The sequence below is a fragment of the Streptomyces sp. NPDC057694 genome (assembly GCF_042799415.1).
Lineage (GTDB): Bacteria > Actinomycetota > Actinomycetes > Streptomycetales > Streptomycetaceae > Streptomyces.
Window position 1 is genome coordinate 1,253,657 of record NZ_JBHVIX010000001.1, and the last position, 25,192, is coordinate 1,278,848.

Sequence of the window (25,192 nt, forward strand, 5' to 3'; positions counted from 1 at the left end):
GCGGCCGAGGGCGGTGCGCGACGGCGTCGGCGTCGGCGTCGGCGTCGGCGTCGGTACGAGGCTCCGGCACTCTCTGAGCAGCGTGCGGCCCAGCCGCCCGTCAGGACGCAGGGGCTCGCACAGCGGCGGGAACGGACTCCGGCCGGGCGGCCTCCGCCTTGGCCCGCAGCGCCGCGGCACGAGGCACACGCAGACCGGTGAGCAGCTCGGCCGCTCGCATCCAGTGGGCCCGCGCCTGTGCATGGTCCCCGAGTTCCAGCAGAGCGGACCCGAGATGGTCCAGGGTCTCGGCCCGCAAGTAATCGTCGTGGACTTCGTCGATGAGTCGCAGCGACTTCTCGTAGCTGGTGACGGCGTCATGAAGACGGCCCAGTCGCTGCTGAGCGAGACCGATGGCGTCCCAGACGGATGCCTCGCCGCTGCGATCCTTCATCTCCCGCAGCATGGGCACGGCCTCCTCGCACGTGGCGATGGCCTCCTGGTGCTTGCCGAGCATGGCGAGGCAGAAGCCCACACCGATGAGCGTGCGCGCGACCTCGTCGCTCCGTGACAGCCGACGGGCGATCGCCAGACTTCTTCGCGTGTGCTCCAGCGCCTCCTCGTGGCGCTGCTGACGGCCACGCAGGAAGCCGACGTTCCGCTCCACCCGGACCTGGTGCTCCGTGGGCAGCCGCTCCAGTTGGCCGAGCATCACACCGATCGGCTCGTCGACCTCGTTCAGCTGTCCCGTCTCCACCAAGGCGCGCGCCAGGTGCGCGCCGGTCCGTGCGACGGCGATCGGGTCGTCGAGGGCGAGGGCCGCTTCGAGGCCGATGCGCGAAGCGGAGACCTCCTCGGCCCAGCGCCCCGCCACCGCGTTGTAGCCCACCCACTCCAACGTCAGGTTCACCCGGTGCCGGAGCAGACGCGGATCCCGTACGGCCCGCAGGACGGTCGCGACGGCCGGTTCCTCGCGGCGGAACCAGTCCAGTCCCTCTTCGCGATCGTCGATGGCAACATGCATCACACCTGGGGCCGGTGTGTCCACCGCTTCCGAGGGGAACCGCGAGACGAACCGGCCCGCGGAGTAGGCGTTGTGGCGCAGATAGTCCAGCAGCCGGATCTCCGCGCCGGCCCGGTCGTCCTCCTCCTGCTCCATGAGTTCGGCGGCGTAGACCCTGATCAGGTCGTGCATCACGTAACGGCCTTCGGCGTCCCGCGAGAGCAGGCTCGCCGTGGTCAACTCGCGCAGACGCTGCCTCGCGACCGGCATCTCCACACCCGCGAGGGACGCGGCGGCCTCGGCGGACACCGCCGGCCCGGGATGAGCCGCCAAATACCGGAAGAACCGTGCCGTCTCCGGACCGAGCACCCGGTAGGACCAGGAGAAGACGGCCCTGAGATCGGCCTGCCCGTCATCGGCTGCGAGGGCATCCAGCCTGGGCCTGTCCTGCCGGAGCTCACGGACGGCGGAGGACAGTGACACCTGCGGGCTTCCGCTCAGCTGCGCGCCGGCGACGGCGACGGCCAGCGGCAGGTACCCGCACAGTTCGACCAGTTCGGCCGCCGCGTCCGGCTCGGCCCGGCACCGGTCGTCGCCCGTCCGGGCCGCGAGCGCGACGAGAGCCTCCTCCTGCGTCCACACGTCAAGGCTGACCAGCGCGGCGCCCTCCCTCGCGGCCAGGGCGAACAGTTGGTTGCGCGAGGTGATGAGGGACAGACAGCCGGCAGCGGGCAGCAGCGGGGTGACCTGTTCGGCGTCGTGCGCGTTGTCCAGGACGACGATCAGTCGCCGGGACCCGGTCCGCTCGCGGAACAGGGCGCTGCGTTCCCGGGTACCGGGAGGTATGTCGCTGCTCGGTACGCCGAGTGCCCGCAGGAACCCTCCCAGGGCCTCCCCCGGCTCCAGAGGACGCGCGGACTCCTCGAACCCACGCAGGTTGACGTACAGCTGGCCGTCCGGAAACCGTTCCGCCACCTGGTGGGCCACGTGGACCGCCAGAGCGGACTTGCCCACGCCGGCCATTCCGCCCACTGCGGCGATCACGACATGGTTGGCCCGCCCGTCGGCCTGCTCCGTAAGCCCTCGTACGGCCCTCAGCGTCTCCTCACGTCCGCGGAACGTCGCGAGATCGGGAGGCAGTTGCCTGGGAACCTGGTGGGTGCGCGCCTTGGACGCCTGCACAAGCCGCCGTCGCTCGGTCTCGTCCAGTGCGAGAGCGTCCATCAACTCACTCAGAGTCGACGGGCGCGGAAGGCTCCGGCCCCGCTCCATGTCGCTGATGGCTCGGACGCTCACCCCCGAATCCTCCGCGAGGCCCTCCAGCGTGAGCACCGCCCGCTGCCGTGCCTCACGCAAAAGCCGGCCGAACGTCTCGTCGCTCATCCCACTCCCCCGCTGCCGTGCCTCGACACGCCTGTCGAAGGGCCGACGACGCACTTCGGATGTCGCGAAACGTAACAGTTCTGGATTGAGTGTTCAGCGCGGGTCTCACATGGTGAGCCCGGGTGACGGCGGGAGGGTGTCGGCGCCGGACGTGCGTCTGTACCGGACCTTCGGGCTTGGTTACGGGGGCGGAACTCTGCTCCGCTTCTTCCTTCATGCCGAATTCGTGCCGAACGCCTGGGCGACGGCAAGGCTGTCCTCGTAGACATGGTGTCGGGTGACAAGGCCGTCTTCGACGGTGAGGTGCAGAGCGAACCGGGCACGGTAGGCCCGTCCGGTAGAGCGGGCCGTCTGACGGATCTCGCCGAGCACGACCGCATCGCGGCTGTCGACGAGGATGCGCTCGATCTCGGTCGCTGCCTGTCCAGGCACATGGTGGTCGGCGAGTTCACGGTAGTGAGCTGCGGCATCGGCGCGGGTGGACCGGTGGCGGATCCATGGCGTGTCGATCCGACCGTACTCGGCCTCCGGCCAGCCCAGCTTCCAGTCACCCCGCTCGGCATACATCTCAGCGATGTGCTCGGGATCGCCCTCGCCGATCCGGCGCAACAGCTCCTCCACGACAGCGCGGGTGGTCGCGGGTACGGCTACGGACATGGCCCATCACTCCGATCCGACATCCGCGTCCTCATGACGCGGCGGGATCAGCATCCTCACCGACGCCCACGCTCCGATGCCATTACCCCCCAGGTAACGGAGCTTCGAGAACCAGTCGTCAACGGTGTTCCGATGAAACCGGTCCTTGAGGAATATGCAGCCGCGATACTCGATCGTCTCAGGGCAGAACATCCAGGCGGCAGCCAAGACGAACCGCAGGCCGCCCTCAAAATCTAGGTAGTTGTCCGGACCGAGTTCCTCGTCCTTCCACTCCGCGCGCCACTCCGAAGTGCGGATTTCCCAGACTCTCCCATCTATCCGCCGGGCCGGGGCAGGTGGATAGGTTTTCTGTCTCGTACGACGTCAAACATGGAGTGGTCGATCACAGGGCGCTTCCGGGGCGTAACGGCGGCCAACTTGATCACGCCGCGGTCGCTCAGGGCCGTTCGCCACTCAGCGGGTTTGGGACGCGTTCCCTGTGCACCCTTCGCTTGGGTGAAGAGGGCACGCACGGCCGTCTCGCGTCGCTCGTCCAGACAGTCCGTGACGAACGAAGGCGTCTGTGTGGGCAGGACGTAGGCGTCCCGGGCGAGGATCCGCACCACCATCAGCGCAGCTTTGTAGGCGTCGGTGTCCACCGTCGCCTCAGTGGACGTGGTGAGCGGATCGTTCCAGTCAGGGGTCGCCGCCTGAGGCAGGACCGGGTTGCGACCGGCCTGCCGGAAACCGTCGCAATCCAGGAAGTAGACCGCAGGGGCGGGGAGGAGCGACCAGAGGGTGTTCGCATGCGAGATGTCCCCCACCACAAGGCCGGCGGAGTGAAACCAGGCGATGGCCTCGGCACATGCCAGAGCGAGATCCCGGCGCTGCTGTGGCAAGGGCTGGTGGACTTGCTTCCAGCCCGGTCTCGCCTCTCTGAGCAGGAACTGCATCTCGAGCAGCCGACTGTTTCCCGCGGAGTTCACCCAGGTCATGCGGGTCGGGGCACACTGCATCAAGAATCCCACCGGTCGCCCGCCGCGCACGACCCGGCACAGCGGCCAGGCTGCCAGTTCGTCGAGCCGGTCCCAGTCGGTGGCGGCGAGCGCCTGCCGGAAGTCGACCAGGCCGGCGAGTGCGGACCCGTCGACTTCGGAGGGGGTCTTGTACTCCTTGAACAGAAGCGCACCGTCACCGACCGGGAATACGTCTCCCTGTCCGCCACTGCCCAGCCGGTCGCCGAGTACGAGCGAGGAACGCTCGACGTCCCTGCCGTCCACGGCCGTCACGCCGTCTCCTCCCACAGACAGATCACGGTTCGGTCGTCGTCGTAGGACACCGCGCGTGTCTGCGCCTGCCACAGGAAGTCGGACATCGAGGGGATCTCGCCGGAGCACCAGGCATCGCTGAGAATCCGCGCGAACTCAGGGTCCTTCTGTGTCAGGGGGTTGGTGATTCCGTCCGTGCCGACGAGCAGGACATCGCTCGGAACGGTCCGGATCAGACGGGTCCTGACACTGCGATAGGCGTGGGGCAGGGCCTCGGTTTTGGTGTCGAGGATTCCGTCGGCCGAGGTTTCGGGGGTGTCACCCAGCAGCCACTGTCCGGCGTGATGCAGGAACAGACCGCCATCACCCACCCCGAACACGACTCGTTCCCGAACGGCGGCGTCGGTGGGGACGAGCAGCACATGCAGGGTGGTGGCGTAGTCGGCGTCGGAATAGTCTCGGTGAGCACGGGCCGCCGACTTCTCCCAGTTCGACCGCAGTTCGGCGACCGCACCGGCGATGGCCTTGTTGGCGAGGGCTCCGAGCTCCGCCGAGTCCCCCGCGCAGAGTGCGCTGAAAAGACTCGTCGCGTCACGATCCAGATGAACGGCCGCCGCCCGGGGCACCTGGTAGGAGCCGACGTGCGAGTACGCCGCCGATCCGACCCCGTCCGCCACAGCGAGCAGCAGCATCTCCGCGTCCGGCGGACCGATCCGGGACACCAGCATGGCGTCCTGCCGGCAGGTGCCCTCCCAGTTGTGCGAGTCGCCGCGTATGGAGGCGGCTCGCACCACGAGGTGTCTCTCCTCGCAGCCGTCCAGGAGAACGTGGGGAGTGAACGCCGCAAACTCGTCACCGTCGTGCAGAGACGGCGTCCGCAGCGGACGGGGCGGGTAGCGCGGGGGACGCCTCCCGGTGTGCAGGGGAGCACCAAGGCCGGAAACTGCGCGGCCGGGCCCGGAGGAATCGGCTTCCGGGAGAGGCTCCGTCTCGGGCGTGGGCTCCACCGCCCCCATATCCTCCTCCTCCGGCGCCGGCTCCGGCTCCGGCTCCGGAGGCGTCGGCGTCGGCGTCGGCGTCGGCGTCGGCGTCGAACTCACGTGGTGATTGAGCCCGGTTGTCTCGGTGTCGTGCATCGGCTCGCTCACAGCTTGTCGAGGGAGAGAGTGGTGAAGTCCGTGATCTTGTCCTCCACTTGGAGGTCGAATCCGCTGTCACCCTGTGCAGCCATGCTGGTCGCCGAGGTCACGATGGACCGGGTCAGGCTCTTGGCGAACTCGCGCAGAGCGGAGGCAGGAGAGACGGAATCCTTGTTCTGCATGAAGGCCCGGAAGTTGGCGACACGGGCGATGATCGCCGGGTCGGCGTCGCTGATACCGAACGCGATGATCTTCGGGGCGTAACGGAACTTCGACTGGTCCTTCAACGCGTCGAGGGCGGACTCCCAATCGGAGTCGGTGGGCAGACCGTCGGAGAGGAAGAACACCACCGGCCGGTACACCTCGTGCCCTTCTGCCTTCAGACCGGTGACGTCCTTTTCGATGGAGTCCCGCAGCACCCGGAAAGCGGAGTCGAAAGAGGTCATCCCGCCCGCGGAGAGCGACGGCAGCGAGGTCAGCTCGCTCAGGTCGGCGAGCGGCTGCAGTACCGCCGCCTTGTCCGAGAAACCGATCAGCGCGAACCGGGTCTTGTCCGCGACGGTCGGGTTCTCGCTGATCTCTTGGTGCAGTTCGGGCAGCGCCTTGTTGATGGTGTCCACGGCCTCGCCGGACATCGACGCGGACTCGTCGCACACCAGGTAGAAGGGCAGGATTTGCATGACACTCCAGGTGAATGAGCAGGCCGGTCGGGCCTTCAGCGGGTGAAGAAGTAGATCTCCAGGTCGGCGGAGCCTGCCGGGCCGCCGCTCCAGAAATTGCGGGTCGTCGCGCCTCGGAACATGTCGGGCTGAGCGACCTTCAGCGCCGTGTTGACCCTTTCTGCATAGGCCTGGCCGGCCGTGGTCTCCGGGGCGTGGCCGAAGGTGATGACGAAGGCCGCTGTCCGCCCCTCGTACCGCTCGGTCTTCTTCCTGAGCTGAGTCACCATGGCGTCACCGGCTCCGTCAGCGGCCCTGACATCGATCTTCACCGGTCTGCGTTCGACGGACCGTGGGCCGGTCGGCGTCGGAGTCGGCTCAGGCGAGGAGAGGGACGTCGCACCGGGCGTCGGCCGCGTCGCCGTCGCGGCCAGCGGGTCGCCCCGGTCACCCATGGACACCAACGCCAGCACCAGGAGCATGTCCGCAAAGAGCCAGCCGGCGAGGTGCACCGGATTGAACCGGAATCCCCTACGGGAAGCGCGGCTCATTGGCCCGGGCCGATCGCAACCCGCGTCACGTCCTCGTCCTGATGCGCCGTCTCCGCCGTGAACGTCCCGACTTGCTCGGAACCCGCCCGAATGGCCGCTGCCGTCAGGACGGCACGCTCCAGGGACTCGGCCACCGTGGTGAATCGGTCGGCTGTGTCGTGCAGTGCCTGGTGGTGCGCCGCGACGCCGCTGACGGCTTCGCGTGAGGCGTCCGCGGCGTCGCCGGTCCGCCGTGCCGCTTCCCCAAGTCCGTTGACGAGTCGGCCGTTGACATCGGAGACGACCTCGAGACCGGTGGTGAAATCTCTCTGCGTCGCAGCCAGTGCGGTCACCGAGTCCTCGATCCGCTGGGCCGCCTCGGTGAGCGTGGAGCGCAGACCGTCCCCACTGCCGGTGATCGCAAGCTCCAGCTGGGATGTCGTCCGGACCAAGGCATCGCGCATGTCGTTGCCGGCCGTACGGAGATCATCGAAGGACTCGTCCAGGGCCTTCCGTTGCCCCCCGATCGCGTCGGTGAGCTGGCGCCCGGCTTCTGTGAGCGGTGCGTCGAGCTCGCGTACCGCGGCCTTGATCGTCGTGCCACTGTTCGTGACCGAAGCCTCAATGTCCGCAAGCAGTTCCTTCAGTGGCTTTACGACTACGTCGGCCTGCTCCAGGCGCCGATCAGCTCTGTCCACGGTCTCACTCACCAACTCGGCCGCGCGCGCCAGGAGTTCTTGGCTAGCGATGGCCTTCGTGTGCATGCGCTGGAGGCGGCCGGCCGCCGAGTTGAGCTCGGCGGCAAAGCGTTGCGGCGATGCGAACCGGTGCGCGTTGAGGAGGAGTTGGGCGCGGGTGAGGGTGGGAACGAGGCGGGCGAGAGTCACACGGGTACGCTCCTCCGCCTCCTCCTCACGGCGCTCGACGGTCCGGCGCAGCCACCCGTGCACGAGGACGAGCCCGAGCAGCGCTCCGAGCGCGACGGAACCGGCGACCGCCACATGCCCGAAGCGAAAGAACCCGTTCAGATTTCCCTGGAAGCCTGTCTGCCACAACTGAAGGAAGGGACGCCCGGCTGCCTTGGGGTCCACGTCGGTCAGCACCTCGTAGGCGTGGGACGCCTTCGCCAGGCCTGTCCACGTGAACAGCAGCGGCAGAAAGACCAGCCCCCCGAGGACCCAGTCGAGCTGGGCGACATGCCGTACCCGCCGGTCCGGCTCTGGCACTGCCACACACTCGGCCCTGGCGAAGTGCCGCATCAGGTCCAGTTCGGCCCAGGCATCGAGTGCGCCCTCCGCATCGGAGTCGAGTGCGTCGGCCAACTCACGCAGGCTGTCGGCGCACGGCGCCAACACCCCCTCCTGCGCGAAATCTTCGAGGTGACGAGCCGTCACCTTCTTGTCGAGAGGTCCCCCCACGGACATTCCCCGCCCTGGTCCGGCAGAGCGCCGGCCCGTTGTATCCACGATCAGCGAAGTTCACAACTCCTTCACCGAGTGCGCAATAATAGACCACATTTCCATCAGTCAACGTGGTGTGCACAATTGTGAGTTCGGGCGGGGGCGGAGCATGAGCGGAGACGGACGGCAACGCGGGGTCATCCGGCTGGGAACAGGACCGGCGGGGGCGCGGTCGCGTGAAACGCCGCGCACAGTGGAGAAGCCCAGGAACGAAGGCGCCGCGACACGCCACCCGGTCGAGCTGACCAGGTCCACCCCGGGAGCCCGGATCACGAGCCGGGGAATACTGCAGGTCAACCTCAACTGGTCGGCGGCTTCCGACGCGGATCTCGATCTCGGCTGCCTGGTGCGGACCCGTGACGGCCTGGGCACGGCTGTACAACCCCTGGGCGAGGCCTTCGGATCGCTCTCCGAGTGGCCCCATGTCAGCCTCGACCAGGACGACCGCAGTGGGGCATCATCCGACGGCGAGACCCTGCGGATCAGCCTGGAGCACCGGAACAAGTTCTCCAAGCTGCTCGTCTACGTGTACGTCTACGAGGGAGCGGTCGACTTTCGTCACCTACGTGGGGTGGTCACGGTCACGGCTCCGGACGGCGAGTGGCGCATACACCTCGACGATTCCCCGAAGGGCGCCACCGCATGTGCCATCGCCCTGCTCACCCCGGGAGACAGATCCTTGGATCTGCGGCGGGAGGTCGCGTGGTTCACTCCCCACCTGTTCCGCACACATCAGCAACAGATCGACACCGCCTACGGATTCGGCTTCGAGTGGCGGTACGGGAGGAAACCGGCTCGCTGATCGGCGGCCACGACGGGCATCATCCCGCGACTCAGTCTGGCGCCGACGCGCGCGTGAAGGCCTTGCCTCCGGAGCATGACCTCCTCGCCCCTGACCCTGGCCAGGAGAGCATCGGCCTCTCGGACTGACAGCGCCCACCAGCAGCCCACCGAACTCCCGGGCGACTGGCTCGCCCTCCGGCTCAACTTGCGCAGCGTCGCGGCCGCTTCCCAGCTTTCTCGTGCAACCATCGGACGCCTTTGCGAGTCTCCTGTTTGCCGAACGGTGGGTCACGCCCGGAACAAATTCGGGCAAAAGCCAACGGGCCGACACCTCATCGAAGCGGCATGTCCGCCGGACGTCTCTGTCCCCTGCAGGAGCTCAACGCATGGCCAAGCACATACGCCCTACCACCCCGCCTCCGACGCGCATCCGCGTCGCCACAGCGAACGCCTCGGCGGCGCCCCTGACCGGTGGCCTCCTCGCAGCGTCGGCGGGCACGGCCGGTGCGGCCGGCTCCGTCACGCACCACAAGGCGGATTTCAACGGGGCGGGTTACTGCGACGTCGTGTTCTCCGACGGCAACGCCACTGTGTCCGGGCAGACGAACGTCGGGGACTTCGTCGCCCCGCACGAATCGGCGAACAGCATCACGTCGGCCGAACGCACCACCATCAGGTCCGGGGCGAACGCCGCCAACTGATCCGCAGCCATGAGTAGTTCATCCGACCGGATGGCGGGCGATCCCGTCACACCGAACTGCCGGACAGGCCCGTACTGCGACGTCGGCCACCAGGCCCACCTCGCCGACCACTCATGGGTCGATCAGCGCAGCAACACCCCGACTCGTCATCGTCAACAACCCGCGAAAGGACCGTCCATGAAGCGTACGCTCACGTTGATCACCGCGCTGGCCGTCACCGCGCTGGCGCCTACAACGGCGCACGCGGCGGTCAAGAAGGCCAAGACTCCCCTCAGTTGCGAGTCTCGGACGTTCACTTCAAGACCGGGTCCGAGCTTCAGCGACCCCGAGAACGCCGATGCCCAGATGAACATCATGGGCCCGATCATCGAATCGATCGACAGCGCCAGTTGCGGGCAGACCATACGCGTCGCCATGTACTCGATCGGCAGCACGCACCCAGGCCCGGACTTCGCCAACGCCCTGATCGCCGCACACCAACGTGGCGTCATCGTCAAGGCGCTGATGGACTCCCACAGTGACAATGCGGTCTGGCAGTCGATGGTCACCGAGTTGGGCAACGACCCGAAAGCCTCCAGCTTCGCCGCGCTGTGCCCGGGTGGCTGCCTGACCCACTACTCCGGCTCCGCCCTGCACGCGAAGTACTACATGCTCAGCGGCGGGAGCGACGCGAACAGGACGGTGACCGTCAGCAGCGCCAACCCCACCTCCGCCCAGGCCAGAACCGCGTGGAACAGTGCCGCCACCGTCAAGGGCAACGTCGACCTGTACAACTCCTACCTCCGCTACTTCACGGCCATGGCCAAGGGGGCGCTCAACGGCCCGGGCCCGTTGGTGCCCGACTACTACAACTCCACCAGCGGTGCGGCCGCCAGGACACTGTCCCCGCCCTCCTACCAGTGGCCCAAGGCACGCTCCCGAAGCGACACCTGGGTCGACTTCCTGAACAACGTCAAGGCGCCGGCCACGATCAACATCGCCATGTTCCAGTGGACCTCTCACGGCGACCCGGGCGACCGGAACTATCTGGAGCTGCCGAAGAAGCTGGTGAGCCTGGCAAAGACCGGCGTGAAGATACAGATACTCTTCACCGCCGGCCAGGTCGACGGCAGCGTGCAGAACTACCTGAAGGACCGGCCGAACATCACCGTGCACGACACCACCCGCGGCACCGACGCGAACGGCAACGCTCTGCACTACACGCACGACAAGTACATGATGGTCAGCGGCGGTTACGCGGGTGCGTCCAACTCCAGAGTTGTCTTCGTCGGCTCCTCCAACTGGACGAGCAACGGCATCTGGCACAACGACGAGTCGGACCTGAAGCTGGTCGGACAGTCCAGCTACGACATGTTCCTGACGGACTGGCAGAACCAGTTCAACCGCTGCTGCGGGACCGTGGCGCGGCAACTGGGCGCCGAGGAGCGCGCCGAGAACAAGGCACGCGAGATTCCGATCGATCCGGCGCAGGTCGAGGAATAGGCCTTCCGGGTCACCGCCGGCCGGTTACCTGCCGAACCCTGCCGTGAGGCCGTCGAGCAACTGTCGGCGGCCGAACGTGTACAGCATCAGCATCTGCAGCCTGGTGGGGTCGACGACGGCGAGGACGTTTCGGCCGCGGCTCGGACGGTGGCCGACGGAGGTCATCGCATCGGATTCGCGCCCCAGCCTGACTCCGCTCAGAAGAACGTCTTGTCCCAGTCGCCCGCGACGAGCGCGCGGACCGCGTTCTCAAAGCCATTGCCCACGCGCTGGAACCCTGCGTCCCCGAAGAACAGAATGTCGCCGCCCTCCGTCAGCAGGACACACTCCTCGGTGGAGAACACGGTGCCGACCAGCAAGACGGGTGCGCCGAGGCTCTTTTCGAAAGCCCGCACGTTCCTGGGAGTGGCGTGGGTGGATTCCAGGGTCGTCTCGACGGAGGTGGTGAGGCGCTGCTCCCGCTGCCGCCAAATCCAGGTCAGCGTGATCTCACCGTAGTGTTCGAGGAATTCCCGGAGTTGAGGCGTGACCTCGTAACCATCCTCGGTGTGCTGACGACAAGCGCTCTCGATGTCCAGCTCATGGAACTCGAACGTCGCCACCTCTGCCAGCTCGTCCCGCAGTTTCTGGAGCGCAGGGCGCTGCCTGGCGTCCGTCATCCCGTCAGGACCTCTCCTCTGAAGTCGGGAACCCATGTCGAGCAGTTCTCACACATCTTGAACTTCTTACCCTTGTGGTGCCCGGCCTCCGGGGTCTTCGCCTCGATGAGCCACAGGTCACAGACCGGGCACGAATGTGAACAACCGGGCAAGAAATCGAATATGCGTGCATCTCCCCGAGCGGAAGCAAACAGCCGAGGGGCCACCGGGAGCGCGCTCCCACTCCTCCGCTCCCACCGGGAGCGATGGGAGCAACAGAAAAAGGACCGTTCGAAAACGGTCCTTCACCTGCGACGTTCGATTGCTCGAACCAGTCGGGACGACAGGATTTGAACCTGCGACCCCTTGACCCCCAGTCAAGTGCGCTACCAAGCTGCGCCACGTCCCGATACTCGCTGACCTGGGGTTTCCCCGGGCCGAACGTGCACGGAAACCATACCGCACTCGGGGACGTGGTCGCGCATGCCTTTCCGGCGGGTGGGGACGAGTCGGGGGTTGACCTCAAGGTTGGTTGAGGTTGCAGGCTGCTCGGTATGACGGCGATGACAGAACGCACCGCGTACCAGTACACCGACCTCCCCCGGCTCATGCGGCTGATGACCGGGGACGAGAAGCACGGACCCTCCGCCACGTCCACCCTCGATGTGCTGTGGGTGCTGTACGACAGGGTCCTGCGGGTCACCCCTGAGACCTTCGACGATCCGGGGCGCGACCGGTTTCTGCTCTCCAAGGGGCACGGGCCGATGGCGTACTACGCCGTGCTCGCCGCGAAGGGGTTCGTGCCGGTGGAGTGGCTGAGCGGGTTCGGGGAGTTCGGGTCGCGGCTCGGGCAGCACCCGGACCGGATGCTGGTGCCCGGCGCGGAGATCGGCAGCGGGTCGCTGGGGCACGGGCTGCCGATCGCCGTGGGGGCGGCGCTCGGGCTGCGGGCCCAGGGGCTCGCGGAGCCCGTGGTGTGGACGCTCGTGGGGGACGCCGAGCTCGACGAGGGCAGCAATCACGAGGCCATCGCCTTCGCGGGCGCCGTGGGCCTCGAACGGTTGCGGACGGTCGTGATCGACAACGGTTCCGCCACGTACGGCACGGCCGGGGGCATCGCCGCCCGGTTCGAGGTGGCCGGCTGGTCCACCGCGACCGTCGACGGGCGGGATCACGCCGCCCTGTACGAGGCGTTCACCGCCGCGCATCCCGGACGGCCCCGCGTCGTCGTCGCGCGGGTCGAGCCGAAGTTCTGAGTCACCGCACAACCCTCTCGAAAGGACGTCCTTCCGTGGACACCATGCGTGATCGTTTCGCCCCTGTCGTCTCCCGGATCCTCGACGACGATCCCCGCGTCGCCGTCGTGCTCGCCGAGATCGGCCTCGTGCCGTTCCTGGAGGCCCAGCGTCGTCATCCGGACCGCGTGATCAATGTGGGCATCAGGGAGCAGTTGCTCGTCGGAGCCGGTGCGGGGCTCGCGCTCGCCGGGATGCGGCCCGTCCTGCACACCTTCGCGAGCTTCCTCGTGGAGCGGCCGTTCGAGCAGGTGAAGCTGGACTTCGGGCACCAGGGGCTGGGCGGGGTGCTGGTGAGCGCCGGCGCGTCGTACGACGTGTCCGGCGGGGGCTTCACCCACATGGCGCCCGGCGATGTGGCGCTGCTCGACACCTTGGACGGGTGGAGCGTGCAGGTGCCGGGGCATCCCGACGAGGCCGAGGTGCTGCTGCGGCAGGCGATCGGAGCGGGCGACGAGCGGGTGTACGTACGGCTCTCCGTGCAGGCCAACCGGGAGGCCCTGCCTGTCGACGGGCAGCATCTCCTGACCGTGCGGGAAGGGCGGCGGGGCGTCGTCGTCGCCGTCGGACCGCTGCTCGACGAGGTGCTCGCCGCCACCGAGGGCCTCGATGTGAGCGTGCTGTACGCGACGACCGTGCGGCCCTTCGACGCCGCCGGGCTGCGGCGGGCCGTGGGGGCGGGCGCCGCCGAGGTCGTGCTCGTCGAGCCCTACCTGGCCGGCACCTCCACGGGGGTCGTGAACGACGCGCTCGCCGATGTGCCGCATCGCGTGCTCGGGCTCGGGGTGGGGCGGCGTGAGCTGCGGCGTTACGGGTCGGTGGCCGAGCACGTCACCGCGCACGGGCTCGACGCGGCGACGCTGCGGGAGCGCATCAGCGGCTTTCTCGGCGCGGGGGTCCCGGGGACTGCGGCCTAGGGTGCCGGTCTGGTCTCGGCCGGTGGCTGAGCCTGCGTGCCGGGCGGCGGGATGTCCGGCAGGGCCGGCAGGGCTGTGGCGGGGGCGGGCAGGGAGCGTACGGGGGTCGCGTCGGCGCGTACGAGGCCGCGGACGGCCGGGATCAGGAGCAGGACGACCGCGCAGCCGAGGGTGACCGCGCCGCCCGTCAGCAGGACGTGGTGCGTGCCGAAGACGCCGGCCGCCGGGCCCGCGAGTGCCTGGCCGACGGGCTGCATGGCGAGGGAGCCCGCGACGTCGTAGGCGTGGATGCGGTTGAGGACGTCGCGCGGGACCTGGGTCTGGACGCTGGTCGCCCACATCACGCCCCAGAAGGACATGCCCGCGCCGGCCACCACGCAGCCCGCCATCATCCCGGGGACGCTCAGGCCCGCGCCGACCACTGCGGGGAACAGGGCGAAGGAGAACAGGGCGAGGGAACCGGCCCGCAGCATGCGGCGGGGGCGCAGGCGCAGCGCGATCAGGCCGCCGACGACCGTGCCCGCGCCGAGCGCGGAGTTGATGAGGCCGTAGGCGCGTGGGCCGTGTTCCTGTGTGACCTGGGTGGCGACGAGCGGGACGGCCGGTCCGAAGGAGCCGATCATGAGCACGCACCAGACGGCGATGACACCCCAGAGCCAGGTGCGGGAGCGGAACTCCCGCCAGCCCTCGATCAGTTCGGTGCGGAAGGTGGTGGCCTTCGCGGCCGGGCCGTCGTCCGGGGGCGCCGGAGGGAGTCTGAGGACCAGGAGGCACAGCGCGCTCAGGGCGTACGTGCCCGCGTGGGCGGCGAAGACCAGGCCCGGGGAGACGAACGCGACCAGCATGCCCGCCACGGCGGGGCCCGCGAGCTGGGAGCCCGACTCGGCCACGCGTATCGCGCCGTTCGCCGCCTGTACGTCGTCGGCGAGGCGGGGCACGGTGCTGGCGACGCCGGGCTGGAACAGCGCGGACGCCGTGCCGTTGACCGCGCCGATGACGCAGATCTCCCAGAGCACGACATGGCCCGTGAAGAACATGACGGCGGCCAGGGACTGTGTGACCAGGCGGGTGGCGTCGGCGCCGATCATGAGGAGACGCGTGTCGAAGCGGTCCGCGATCACTCCGCCGAAGATCACGAGGCCGGCGAAGCAGGCGACGGACGCCGCCATCGCGAGGCCGACGGCGCCCGCCCCGTACCCGTACTGGAGCAGGCCGGCCGCGAGCGCCACGGGCAGCATGGTGTCGCCGAGCTTGGCGACGGCCCGCGCGGTGAAGAAGAGTCCGAAGTCCCGTGACCAGATGCCGTGGCCGCTACTTCGGCCCCGCGCTTTTGTGCCCCTCATCCCCGCCCCGACTCCTCCCGCCCCGTGCGGCGTCCGCTGCGGCGCCGCGTGATCCTCCCCGACGGGCGGATGATGTCACGCGCGCCCCCGCCCGCCCCAGCCGATTTCAGTCCGCGGCGGCCACACCCAATTCAGGGTGGGATTCGAGGAGTCGGGTCGGTGCGGCCTGGCGCCAGGAGTCGGCGAGGATGTCGCGCAGCTCGTCCGTGTCGTCGAGCGCGGCGAGCCGGACGCGCACCCACGCGGAGAACGCCTCGTGGTCGGCGACCCAGAACTTCTCCGGCTCCGCACGCACCAGCTCGTCGCGCTCCACCTTGGGGCAGCGCACGGCGATCGACGTCTCCTCCTCGGGCATCGTGGCGAACATCTTGCCCGCCACCCGGAACGTGGGCATGCTCCAGGCGGTCTTCTCCGTCGTGTCCGGCAGGGACAGGGCGATGGTGCGTACGTCTTCGGCGTCGGGCATGGAAGGAACCGTAGCCAAGGCCACTGACAACGGCCCGTCGGAGGTTGTGGCGGTGGCTGTGTCGACGGCTGGTCAGGGCACGCGTTTGTCCAGCCAGACGGTCAGGTCCTCCTGGACCTCGTCGCGGTTGGTCTCGTTGAGGATCTCGTGGCGGGCCCCCTCGTAGCCCTTCCAGGTCAGGTCCTCCACGCCCACGTAGCGGAGGTCCTCGAGAAGTTCGTGGACGAGGGTCATGCGCTGGTTGCAGGGGTCCTCGGTGCCGGCGGCGATGTGGACCGGCAGGTCGGAGGGGATGCGGGCGAGGTTCGCGGGATCGTTGATGCGGCGCACCGCGCGGACGAAGTCCAGGGACAGGCCGGTCGAGAACGGGAAGCCGCAGCGCTCGTCGGCGACGTACTTGTCGACCTCCTCCTCGTCCCGCGTGAGCCACTCGAAACCGGTGCGGTGCTCATAGGGGTCGTTGAAGGCGGTGAAGAGGTCGGGCACGTAGGAGGACAGGGCCGCACGGCCGTCGCGGGCGATCTGGCTCTCCAGGTCCGCGATCGAGCCCTCGTTGTCGGCTCCGGGCAGGGAGCGGAAGGTTCCGGAGAGGATCAGGCCCACCAGGTCGTCCGCGTACCGCTGCGCGTAGTCGCGGGCGAGGAGCGAGCCGAGGCTGTGGCCGAGGAGGACGAAGGGGACGTCCGGGTGCAGGGCCCTGACCTGGTCGCCGATGGCTTTGAGGTCCTCGACGATCGACACCCAGGCGTCGACGGTGCCGGGCTCGGCGTCGTCGGTGACGCCGTAGCCGCCGGTGGTCGCGGCGGTGGCGCCGTGGCCGCGGTGGTCGGAGGCGATGACGCCGTAGCCGTGGGCGGTGAGGTGGCGGGCGAAGCGGTCGTAGCGCAGACCGTGCTCGGCGGCTCCGTGCGCGATCTGTACGAAGGCGCGCGGCCTGCCGCCCTCGGGCATCCAGGTGTACGTGGCCACGGCGGCGCCGTCGCCGGTGCTGAGCGCGCTGGTGGTGTAGGTCGGTTCTGCGGCGGGCATGGGCGGCTCCTTCTCGGACGGTCCGGCGGACAGGGTGCGCGGCCGGCGGTGTGGTGGCCTGCACCTCCCCCGTCCCGGGGTGCGCCATTCATGCCGCACCCGAACAGAGGCACGGGAAGGAGTACCGCGCGGCGGGGCGGGGGCCGCTGTCAGGCCGCGGATCCGGCCCGTTCGCCGGGCCTCTTGTAGTAGAGCGTCGTGGGGCGCAGGACCCCGGCGGGATCGGCCGCGTAGTCCGGGATCGTGCCGACCCGCTGCCAGCCCGCGGCGCGGTAGAAGCGCTCGGCGGGGCTGTCGGTCTCCGTGTCGAGGACCAGCAGGGTGATGCCGCGCTCGGCGGCGGCGCGCTCGGCGGTCGCCAGCAGGACGCGGCCGAGGCCCTGGCCACGGGCGGCGCTGTGCACCATCAGTTTGCGCACCTCGGCGCGGTGCGCGCCGTTGGGCATGCCGCTGAAGCCGAGGGTGATCGTGCCGAGGCAGCGGCCGTCGGTGTCCCGGACGGCCCATACCTCGATGTCGCCGCTGGTGACGGCGGGAGTGCGCTCGCGCCACCAGGCGATGGCCTCGTCGCGGGTGAGGCCGTCGAGGAAACCGAGGGAGCCGCCGCCCGCGACGACATCCATCAGGAGGTCGGCCAAGGGGGTTGTGCAGGCGGGGAACTGTTGGGGCGTCAGCAGGACCGGTGACATCACGGGAGCACCACCACGAGCGCGTATCGGACGGGTTCGGGGCCGGGGCAGTGGAAGTGCGTGGGGCCCCACAAGCGGAAGCGGAGGCAGTCGCCGGCGGTGAGGCGGTGGGTGACGCTCTGCACCGTGAGGTCGAGGAGGCCGCCGAGGACCCAGATGTGCTGTTCGAGCCCGGGGACGGGCGGGCGGTCGTAGGCGATGTCGGCGTAGGGCTCGAGGGTGCCCTCGATGATCTCGGCACGCAGTCCGGCGAGCGGCGGGGAGACGGAGCACCGCTGGAAGCCGCTGGTGTCGTCGCGCCAGACGGACTGGTCGGCGGCGCGCACCACCTGGGCCGGGGCCGACTCGACCTCGCTGAGGAGCTGCGACATGGTCCGCCCGTACACGGCGCACAGCCGGTTGAGGAGCGCTGCGGTCGGGCTGATCTCGGCGCGCTCCGCGCGGGACAGGGTGGACCGGCTCACTCCGCTGCGGTCCGCCAACTCGCCGAGCGACCAGCCGTGTTCGGCCCGCAGCTCGGACAGGCGGGCGCCGAGTCTGGTGTCGACGGGGTCCGCTTCCCCGTCGGGGCCGCTCGCGGTCGGCTCACTTTCGCGTCTCATATTCGGCACGTTATCCCAGATATGAAACAGCCAGGTTACGTGGGTCGGCGACGGCGTTCACCTGGCGTCGGGGGCGTTGTCAGAGGCCGCCACTACGGTGGACGCCGTTCATGGTCCACAACGGGGTGAGGGTGTTCATGGGGCAGGGATCGGCACTGGTGTCGTTATGTGCGGCGGGGGTGCCCGCGCGGCGGGCGGTGGAGTTCGTCCCGGACAAGTTCGATCCCGCCGGACTCGATCCGTACATCGCGGGGCTCGAAGTGGTCGGGCAGTTCCTTCCGCTGGAGCAGGAGGTGGTCGCGGACGCCGCGTCGGGGCGCGTGTACCTCCTCGACATGTACGACCCCCGCTACGCCGAGGTGCATCCGCTGGCCCCCTCGATACCGTCGCTGCACCGTCTGGTGAGCGCGGTCGCGGACTTCGACGGACGGTGCGGACGGTTCGCCGACCTGGCGGGACGTGCGGGGCCGGGAGCCGTGCGGGAGGCGCGCGAGCGGCTGGTCTCCGTGCTGGGCGGTGAGCCGTGGGGCGCGCAGGACTGGGGCGCCGCGGGAGGGCCGGACCAGTGGCCGCTCGGGCTGCCGAACCTCTGGCGGATCATGGCGGTCGTCAAGCCGCTGGCGCTGATCGCGGCACCGGGACGGGGGCTGCTGCTCGATCTGCCGGCGCGGGTGCTGGCCGATGTGTTCGGGCCGGACGGGCTGCGCCGTTTCGCGCCCGGCGAGCTGCCGTCCGCACTCGTGCACGAGCCGACGCGGCGGTTCCTCACCGAGGTCGGGCTGCCGAAGGAGGCACCGTCGTTCTCCGCCGCCGGGGCACCGGACACGCCGCTGCGCACCCTGGCCGAGGATCACGCGGAGTCCGCCCGGGACCCGGAGCTGCGGCACCTGTACGAGGACATCGACGACCGCCCGCCCGTGGCCGACGCCGACCAGTGGCTGTACCTCGGCAATACGCCGCAGGACGTGGACGTGGTGCTCGACGGCCGCACCGGCGCGGTCCATCACGCGCCGTACACCTATGACCGGCTGACTCCGATGAACGCCGACGTCTCCACGCTGTCCTTCGCCCTGTGGATGCACGGAGTGGAGCAGGAGGTCGTGGAGCGCTACGACCTCAAGGGCAGTACCGACGACTTCTACGTCCATCTCGCCGAGATCATGCTCGCGGCACTGGCCACGGTCGATCCGGATGCCTGCCGGGAGTCGGACGACCTGGACGAGTACGTGTACTGGCCGGAGGTGTTCCACGACGCGGCGGGCGGGGTGCTCTAGGGCCTGTCTTCAAACTCCCCTCGTCGCCCGGAGGGCGGCCCCGCGGCGTCTGGTGCGTGCTCTCGGCGTGCCGGGCGCACGGCCTCGTACTGGACGTACTTGGCCTTGTGCCCGGTGCGGCGAAGGGGGTACCTCCCGCCCGAGCCGTGCGAAGCCGGTTCGAGGGTGGGGGCGCGTGCCAGGCGTCGCGGGGCAGAGGGGAGTTTGAAGACAGGCCCTAGGGCGTGTGTCGCGGCTCAGGCCGCCGCGGCCTCCCCCAGTGCGTCGAGCACCGGACGGATCAGCGGATGGGCCTCGGCGCCGTGCCGGACGGCGGCGAAGACCTTGCGGGTGGGCACCACGCCGTCGATGGGCCGGACGACGACCTCGGCGAGGTCCATGCCGCGCAGCGCCGAGCGCGGCACGAGGGCGACGCCGCCGCCCGCGGAGGCGAGCGAGACGACCGCGCGGAAGTCGTCGGAGAGGTGCTCGAACTGCGGGGAGAATCCGGCGTGCTCGCAGGCGAGGACCACCACGTCGTGGCACGGGTTGCCGGGGTACGGGCCGATCCAGGTGTCCTTGGCCAGGTCCGCCACCGGCACCCAGTCGGCGTCCGCGAGCCGGTGGTGGACGGGCAGCACCGCGTCGAACGGCTCGGCGTACAGCGGCACACGCGTGATCCGGTCGTCGTCGGCGCCGGGCCCGCCCCGGTACTCGACGGCGACGGCGACGTCGATCCGGCGGTCGAGCAGCATGGGCAGGCTGGCGTCGCCCTCGGCGTCCTGGACGCGGACGCGGATACCGGGTGCGGTCCTGGCCAGATGGGCCAGGGCGGGGCCCACGACCAGCCCGATGCCGGTGGCGAACGAGGCGATCGTGACCGTGCCCGCCTCGCCGGTGCTGTACGCGGCGAGCTCCGCCTCTGCCGTCTCCAGCTGGGCCAGGACGGCATTGGCGTGCTTCAGCAGGATCTCCCCTGCGGGGGTGAGCCGTACGCCGCGGGCGCCGCGCTCGACCAGTTTGTGGCCGGTCTCCTGCTCCAGGGCCGTGAGCTGCTGGGAGACCGCGGAGGGGGTCAGATAGAGCGCGGCGGCAGCCGCCGTCACGGTGCGGTGGTCGGCCACCGCACGGAGGATGTGCAACCGCCGCGCTTCGATCATGCCCTTATTCTCCCAAACCGGTCAGAGGTTTTCTCCCACCGGTCAGCCGAGCTGCGCGCGGGCGTCGACGAAGGCGTCCACGGCCCGGTTCACGTCCTCGGTGGAGTGCGCGGCGGACAGCTGGACACGGATCCGTGCCTTGCCCTGCGGGACCACCGGGTACGAGAAGCCGATCACGTACACGCCGCGCTCCAGGAGCAGCTCCGCCATCCGCCCGGCCACGGCCGCGTCGCCGATCATGACGGGCGCGATGGCGTGGTCGCCGGGAAGGATGTCGAAGCCTTCCTCCGTCATCCGCGTACGGAACAGCTTGGTGTTGGCGGCGAGCTGTTCGCGCAGGTCACCGGCGGATTCGAGGAGGTCGATGACCTTCAGGGAGGCCGCCGCGATGACCGGGGCGAGGCTGTTGGAGAACAGGTAGGGGCGCGAGCGCTGGCGCAGCAGGGCGACGATCTCGGCGCGGGCGGCGACATAGCCGCCGGAGGCGCCGCCGAGGGCCTTGCCGAGGGTGCCGGTGATGATGTCGACGCGGTCCATGACGCCGTGCAGCTCGGGGGTGCCGCGGCCGCCGGGGCCGACGAAGCCGACGGCGTGCGAGTCGTCGACCATGACCATGGCGTCGTAAGCCTCGGCGAGGTCGCAGATGTCGCCGAGCGGCGCGACGTAGCCGTCCATGGAGAAGACGCCGTCGGTGACGATCAGCTTGCGGCGGGCGCCCGCTTCGTCCGCCGCCTTGAGCTGGGCTTCGAGGTCGGCCATGTCGCGGTTCGCGTAGCGGAAGCGCTTGGCCTTGCTGAGCCGGATGCCGTCGATGATCGAGGCGTGGTTGAGGGCGTCGGAGATCACCGCGTCCTCGGGGCCGAGGAGGGTCTCGAAGACGCCGCCGTTGGCGTCGAAGCAGGAGGAGTAGAGGATCGTGTCCTCCTGGCCGAGGAAGGAGGACAGGCGCGCCTCCAGCTCCTTGTGGACCTCCTGGGTGCCGCAGATGAAGCGGACGGACGCCATGCCGTAGCCCCAGCGGTCGAGGGCCGCGTGGCCGGCGGCGATGACCTCGGGGTGGTCGGCGAGGCCGAGGTAGTTGTTGGCGCAGAAGTTCAGCACCTCGCCGGGGCGGCCGCCCGCCGTGACGCCGACGGTGGCCGACTGCGGGGTGCCGATGACCCGCTCGGGCTTGTGCAGGCCGGCGGCGACGATCTCGTCGAGGGTGGCCTGGATGTCTTCGCGTACGTTGTCGAACATGCCGTGAGTCCTTAAATCCTTGTGCGCCGGGGAGAGTTCAGGAGGTCCAGTCGAGGATGACCTTGCCGCCGCGACCGCTCGCCGCGTCGTCGAAGGCGGCGTCGAAGTCGGTGTACGCGTAGCGGCCGGTGATCACCGGGGCGAGGTCGAGGCCGCCTTCCAGGAGGACCGACATCGCGTACCAGGTCTCGAACATCTCGCGACCGTAAATGCCCTTGATGGTGATCATCGAGGTGACGATCCGGGCCCAGTCGACGGCGAACTCCTGCGACGGCAGGCCGAGCATGGCGATCTTGCCGCCGTGGGTCATGTTGGCGAGCATGTCGCGCATCGCGGTCGGGTTGCCGGACATCTCCAGGCCGACGTCGAAGCCCTCGCGCAGGCCGAGCGTGCGCTGGCCTTCGGCGATGGTGGACTCCCCCACGTTCAGGGCGAGGCTGACGCCGACCTTGCGGGCCAGTTCGAGGCGCTCCTCGCTGACGTCGGTGATCACGACGTTGCGGGCTCCCGCGTGCTTGGCGACCGCCGCCGCCATGAGGCCGATGGGCCCGGCGCCGGTGATCAGGACGTCCTCGCCGACCAGCGGGAAGGACAGGGCGGTGTGCACGGCGTTGCCGAACGGGTCGAAGATCGCCGCCACGTCGAGGTCCACGGGGACGCGGTGCACCCAGACGTTGGAGGCGGGCAGTGCCACGTACTCGGCGAACGCGCCGTCGCGGCCCACGCCCAAGCCGACCGTGGCGCGGCACAGGTGGCGGCGTCCGGCGAGACAGTTGCGGCACTTGCCGCAGACGAGGTGGCCCTCGCCGCTGACCGTGTCGCCGACCGCGATGTCGGAGACGTCACGGCCGGTCCCGACGACCTCGCCGACGAACTCGTGGCCGACGACGAGCGGGGCGCTGATGGTCGACTGCGCCCAGCCGTCCCAGGCACGGATGTGCAGATCGGTGCCGCAGATCCCGGTCCGCAGCACCTTGATCAGTACGTCGCCGGGGCCGATGGACGGCTCGGGCACGTCCGTCAGCCACAGTCCCGGTTCGGCTATCTCCTTGACCAGCGCCTTCAACGGTTGGGCTCCTGTCGTCGCGCACGCGGGCAGCACGCGGCCACCCGTGTAGCAAGCAGAGGGGGATGGCGGCCGTCCTCCGCCGCCACCCCCGACTCTTCCTCACCAGGGCTCTCCGGGTCCATCGAGGTTTTCTTAAGCGCCGCCGCAGCTTTCCTACAGGCCCCGACGGCGCGGGCACACCCGCCGCCAACTCAGGATCGGGAGGCGGCTGTTACGGGTGGACGCGGACCTCGGCCAGGCCGGTCTGCCCGGCACCGGTGCCGGTGCGCACGACGCGTACGTAACGGCCCTCGGTGTCGGTGGCGAGCAGCGAGGGGCTGAGCACGTTGCCGGTGACGTGGACGGTGGTGGCGTCCGCGAAGTCCGCGCTCGCCGCGATCCGGACGTCGACGTCCGCGGTCGGCATGCCCGCCGCGTTCCAGAGCTCGATCTGTCCGATGTGCCGGACGGACCCCAGGTCGACCTGCCACCAGGCGCCCGGTTCGGCGGCGGTCTTGGCGGCGGTGGTGGTGTCGCCGTCGAGCGCGAGGGCCGCGCCGGCGGTGCCGGAGGTGGAGGACTGGGTGGCGGTTCCGGCCGCCGCCAGGTTCGGGCGGAGCTGCTCGACCGGTCCGGGACGGGCTCCCGCGGAACGGGCGTACTTCACGGCCTCCGCCGGCAGTGCGTCCAGGCCGGTCCAGTTGTCGGTCATCGTCGAGCCTGTGCCTGCGAGGGCGGGCGCGGCGGTGTCGGTCCAGTTGTGGGTGGCCGTGTTCTGGATGCCGTAGTCCGCCCAGTTGGAGACCCACTTGTACCCGACGCGGGTGATGACGTTGTGCTCGACGGTGATGTGCGAGGACTGCTCGTCGAGGTAGATGCCGTTGCCGTCGCGCTCGGTGTTCTGGTAGGCGCTGCGGTTGAGGTAGTTGCCGGAGATCACGGTGCCGGGCTGGGCGCCCTGGGTGTAGATGGCGCCGCCGTCGTGCTGGTCGTGGGCGACGCGCATGACATCGGTGATCCGGTTGTCCGTGATGCGGTTGTCGCGCAGCACCGACTGCTGTGCCTCGGGCTGGTTCCAGCCCCAGCCGACGGAGATGCCGGAGTAGGGGGTGTCCTCGATGGTGTTGTGGTCGACGGTCAGCCCTGCCTCGTAGCCCGCCCAGATGCCGACGGCGTCGGAGTATTCGACGCCGATGCGACGGATCGTGTTGTACGAGACGGTGTTGCGCTCCCCCGCGAGACCGGCGGCCGGCCGGGGGTCGGTGTCGCCGATGTAGGCGGCCCCGGAGGACAGGTCGGTGAAGGCGCTGCGGGTGAGGGTGGAGTCCTGGGTGCCCTTCTCGAAGATCACTCCGGCGCCGCCGAGGTGTTCGAAGCGTGCGCCGGTGACGGTCACGTGGCGTCCGCCGCGCACGGTGAGGGCGGCGGCCGGTTTCGTGTAGAAGCGGCCCGCGTGGTCGACGGGGCCGGTGGCGCCGGTCAGGGTGAGACCGGCCTGGGTGCCCGCGTAGCCCTCGTCGGTGGACGGCTGTGCGTACGCGGCGTAGGCGAGGCCGAGGCCGGTGATCGTGACGTCGTGCGCGCCGTCGAGGGTGAGCAGGCCCTCGGTGGCCGGGGTGACGGCCTCGGCGTGGCGCATGTCGTCGCCCTTGCGCGGCAGGTACGTGACCGTGCGGGCCGCCGAGTCCCAGACGAACTCCCCGGGTGTGTCGAGGAGTTCGCGGGCGTTCTCGAAGTAGGACACCTTCGAGTAGCGGGACGAGTCGACGGTGGTCGTGTCCCAGGCGGGGCCGGTCCGGTCGGTGCCGGAGGCCGCGTTGGTCCAGCAGGGCTGGGCGAACGTCATGGTGTCGCCGCTGACGCCGGCGATCCGGCAGTGGTAATTGCGCCAGCGGACACGGATGACGGCTTCGGCGTCGGTGGGTCGCGCCCACCTGGCGATGCCGGTCTTCTCCGCGCCGGTCATGCCGGTTTTGGTGGCGTCGCAGACGGCGGCGGCGCACGAGTCGCCGCGGGCCCGTACGGCGCGTACGCCGTCGACGAAGAGCTGGCGCGGGGTGAGCCCTTCGGGCACGTCGGCGGTCCAGGTGCCGTCGGTGTTCTTCGACCAGCCGGTGAGGGTGCGGGCGCCGGAGAGATCCGGGTGGGCGCCGGGTGCGGCGGCCCATGTGACGCCGGAGTCCTCGGCGCCGAGCCGCAGCGGCTGGGTCAACCGGTAGGTTCCGTCGGCGAGTTCGACGCGGACCGGGCGGCCGCCGAGGGTGCGGGCGGCGTCCCGGGCGCCCGTCACCGAGCAGGGACGTCCGGTGGTGCAGTGGTCGCCGGAGCCGTGCGGGGCGGCGTGCAGCACCTTGGGCGCGGGTCCCCCTTGGGCGGCGGAGACCGGGGCGAGCCCGAGGGCCGCGGCTCCGGCGACGGCTCCCGCGAGAAGGAGGCGTACCAGAGAGGTCCGGGCACCTGCGGGCCGGTCGGTGGACATGCGGTCGCTCC

23 protein-coding genes, 1 tRNA gene and 1 pseudogene are annotated in these 25,192 nt (G+C 69.7%); 6 read left to right on the forward strand and 19 right to left on the reverse strand.

The annotated features are described in order from the left end of the window. Positions 1-100 precede the first annotated feature (100 nt). The 7 genes from ACFVDP_RS05735 to ACFVDP_RS05765 form a co-directional block, all read right to left on the reverse strand. Entirely contained in the window at positions 101-2,365 is a 2,265-nt protein-coding gene (locus ACFVDP_RS05735) for an ATP-binding protein (RefSeq protein WP_383483732.1), read from the reverse strand. Between the two features lie 213 nt (positions 2,366-2,578). Next, positions 2,579-3,022: a nuclear transport factor 2 family protein gene (locus ACFVDP_RS05740; RefSeq protein ID WP_383483735.1), complete on the reverse strand. Its 444-nt coding sequence runs from the start codon at positions 3,020-3,022 to the stop codon at positions 2,579-2,581. 314 nt (positions 3,023-3,336) lie between these two features. Next, complete coding sequence (locus ACFVDP_RS05745) at positions 3,337-4,290, reverse strand: hypothetical protein (protein ID WP_383483738.1); 954 nt, start codon at positions 4,288-4,290, stop codon at positions 3,337-3,339. Next, positions 4,287-5,063, reverse strand: a complete 777-nt coding sequence (locus tag ACFVDP_RS05750; RefSeq protein ID WP_383483741.1) for a protein phosphatase 2C domain-containing protein — start codon at positions 5,061-5,063, stop codon at positions 4,287-4,289. Before ACFVDP_RS05750 ends, ACFVDP_RS05745 begins: the two co-directional genes overlap by 4 nt. Before the next feature lie 350 nt (positions 5,064-5,413). Further along, positions 5,414-6,088: a VWA domain-containing protein gene (locus tag ACFVDP_RS05755; protein WP_383483744.1), complete on the reverse strand. Its 675-nt coding sequence runs from the start codon at positions 6,086-6,088 to the stop codon at positions 5,414-5,416. A 35-nt stretch (positions 6,089-6,123) separates the two neighbouring features. Further along, complete coding sequence (locus tag ACFVDP_RS05760) at positions 6,124-6,618, reverse strand: hypothetical protein (protein ID WP_383483747.1); 495 nt, start codon at positions 6,616-6,618, stop codon at positions 6,124-6,126. Continuing rightward, complete coding sequence (locus ACFVDP_RS05765; RefSeq protein ID WP_383483750.1) at positions 6,615-8,015, reverse strand: hypothetical protein; 1,401 nt, start codon at positions 8,013-8,015, stop codon at positions 6,615-6,617. The genes ACFVDP_RS05760 and ACFVDP_RS05765 overlap by 4 nt, the downstream gene beginning before the upstream one ends. Before the next feature lie 235 nt (positions 8,016-8,250). On the opposite strand from ACFVDP_RS05765, the gene ACFVDP_RS05770 reads away from it, so the two are divergent. From ACFVDP_RS05770 to ACFVDP_RS05780, 3 genes are all read left to right on the forward strand, one after another. Beyond that, positions 8,251-8,859, forward strand: a complete 609-nt coding sequence (locus ACFVDP_RS05770; RefSeq protein ID WP_383483753.1) for a tellurium resistance protein — start codon at positions 8,251-8,253, stop codon at positions 8,857-8,859. A gap of 367 nt (positions 8,860-9,226) precedes the next feature. Then, positions 9,227-9,541, forward strand: coding sequence for a hypothetical protein (locus ACFVDP_RS05775; RefSeq protein ID WP_383483756.1), 315 nt, complete (start codon positions 9,227-9,229; stop codon positions 9,539-9,541). 177 nt (positions 9,542-9,718) lie between these two features. After that, positions 9,719-11,023: a phosphatidylserine/phosphatidylglycerophosphate/cardiolipin synthase family protein gene (locus ACFVDP_RS05780; RefSeq protein ID WP_383483759.1), complete on the forward strand. Its 1,305-nt coding sequence runs from the start codon at positions 9,719-9,721 to the stop codon at positions 11,021-11,023. A 24-nt stretch (positions 11,024-11,047) separates the two neighbouring features. On the opposite strand, the pseudogene ACFVDP_RS05785 reads toward ACFVDP_RS05780, so the two are convergent. From ACFVDP_RS05785 to ACFVDP_RS05795, 3 genes and pseudogenes are all read right to left on the reverse strand, one after another. Then, positions 11,048-11,149, reverse strand: a pseudogene (locus ACFVDP_RS05785) (carbohydrate ABC transporter permease); the annotation flags it as partial. Between the two features lie 71 nt (positions 11,150-11,220). Next, positions 11,221-11,682: an SUKH-3 domain-containing protein gene (locus ACFVDP_RS05790; protein WP_383483762.1), complete on the reverse strand. Its 462-nt coding sequence runs from the start codon at positions 11,680-11,682 to the stop codon at positions 11,221-11,223. A 314-nt stretch (positions 11,683-11,996) separates the two neighbouring features. Further along, positions 11,997-12,070: transfer RNA gene (locus tag ACFVDP_RS05795), tRNA-Pro, on the reverse strand. Positions 12,071-12,215: 145 nt separating this feature from the next. Between ACFVDP_RS05795 and ACFVDP_RS05800 the strand changes: the two genes are divergently transcribed. Both ACFVDP_RS05800 and ACFVDP_RS05805 read left to right on the forward strand, forming a co-directional pair. Next, complete coding sequence (locus tag ACFVDP_RS05800) at positions 12,216-12,917, forward strand: transketolase (protein WP_383483765.1); 702 nt, start codon at positions 12,216-12,218, stop codon at positions 12,915-12,917. 35 nt (positions 12,918-12,952) lie between these two features. Then, positions 12,953-13,873, forward strand: coding sequence for a transketolase family protein (locus ACFVDP_RS05805; RefSeq protein ID WP_383483768.1), 921 nt, complete (start codon positions 12,953-12,955; stop codon positions 13,871-13,873). On the opposite strand, the gene ACFVDP_RS05810 is transcribed toward ACFVDP_RS05805, so the two are convergent. From ACFVDP_RS05810 to ACFVDP_RS05830, 5 genes are all read right to left on the reverse strand, one after another. Then, positions 13,870-15,216 (reverse strand): MFS transporter, encoded by a 1,347-nt coding sequence (locus tag ACFVDP_RS05810; RefSeq protein ID WP_383483771.1) that lies wholly within the window; start codon positions 15,214-15,216, stop codon positions 13,870-13,872. The two genes, ACFVDP_RS05805 and ACFVDP_RS05810, sit on opposite strands and share 4 nt — an antisense overlap. A 106-nt stretch (positions 15,217-15,322) precedes the next feature. Then, positions 15,323-15,682, reverse strand: coding sequence for an MmcQ/YjbR family DNA-binding protein (locus ACFVDP_RS05815; RefSeq protein ID WP_383483774.1), 360 nt, complete (start codon positions 15,680-15,682; stop codon positions 15,323-15,325). 72 nt (positions 15,683-15,754) lie between these two features. Continuing rightward, entirely contained in the window at positions 15,755-16,711 is a 957-nt protein-coding gene (locus tag ACFVDP_RS05820) for an alpha/beta fold hydrolase (RefSeq protein ID WP_383483777.1), read from the reverse strand. A 149-nt stretch (positions 16,712-16,860) separates the two neighbouring features. Beyond that, entirely contained in the window at positions 16,861-17,400 is a 540-nt protein-coding gene (locus ACFVDP_RS05825; RefSeq protein WP_383484365.1) for a GNAT family N-acetyltransferase, read from the reverse strand. Beyond that, a complete protein-coding gene (locus ACFVDP_RS05830; protein WP_383483780.1) occupies positions 17,400-18,002 on the reverse strand; it encodes a helix-turn-helix domain-containing protein in 603 nt (200 codons plus the stop codon). The genes ACFVDP_RS05825 and ACFVDP_RS05830 overlap by 1 nt, the downstream gene beginning before the upstream one ends. A 137-nt stretch (positions 18,003-18,139) precedes the next feature. Between ACFVDP_RS05830 and ACFVDP_RS05835 the strand changes: the two genes are divergently transcribed. Beyond that, a complete protein-coding gene (locus tag ACFVDP_RS05835) occupies positions 18,140-19,276 on the forward strand; it encodes an SUKH-4 family immunity protein (protein ID WP_383483783.1) in 1,137 nt (378 codons plus the stop codon). A gap of 236 nt (positions 19,277-19,512) precedes the next feature. Here ACFVDP_RS05835 and ACFVDP_RS05840 read toward each other — a convergent pair whose 3' ends face one another. The 4 genes from ACFVDP_RS05840 to ACFVDP_RS05855 form a co-directional block, all read right to left on the reverse strand. Next, a complete protein-coding gene (locus ACFVDP_RS05840) occupies positions 19,513-20,415 on the reverse strand; it encodes a LysR substrate-binding domain-containing protein (protein ID WP_383483786.1) in 903 nt (300 codons plus the stop codon). 42 nt (positions 20,416-20,457) lie between these two features. Continuing rightward, a complete protein-coding gene (locus tag ACFVDP_RS05845; protein WP_383483789.1) occupies positions 20,458-21,654 on the reverse strand; it encodes a glycine C-acetyltransferase in 1,197 nt (398 codons plus the stop codon). Between the two features lie 37 nt (positions 21,655-21,691). Continuing rightward, positions 21,692-22,720 (reverse strand): L-threonine 3-dehydrogenase, encoded by a 1,029-nt coding sequence (tdh, locus tag ACFVDP_RS05850; RefSeq protein ID WP_383483792.1) that lies wholly within the window; start codon positions 22,718-22,720, stop codon positions 21,692-21,694. A gap of 214 nt (positions 22,721-22,934) precedes the next feature. Continuing rightward, positions 22,935-25,181: a right-handed parallel beta-helix repeat-containing protein gene (locus tag ACFVDP_RS05855; protein ID WP_383483794.1), complete on the reverse strand. Its 2,247-nt coding sequence runs from the start codon at positions 25,179-25,181 to the stop codon at positions 22,935-22,937. Positions 25,182-25,192 lie beyond the last annotated feature (11 nt).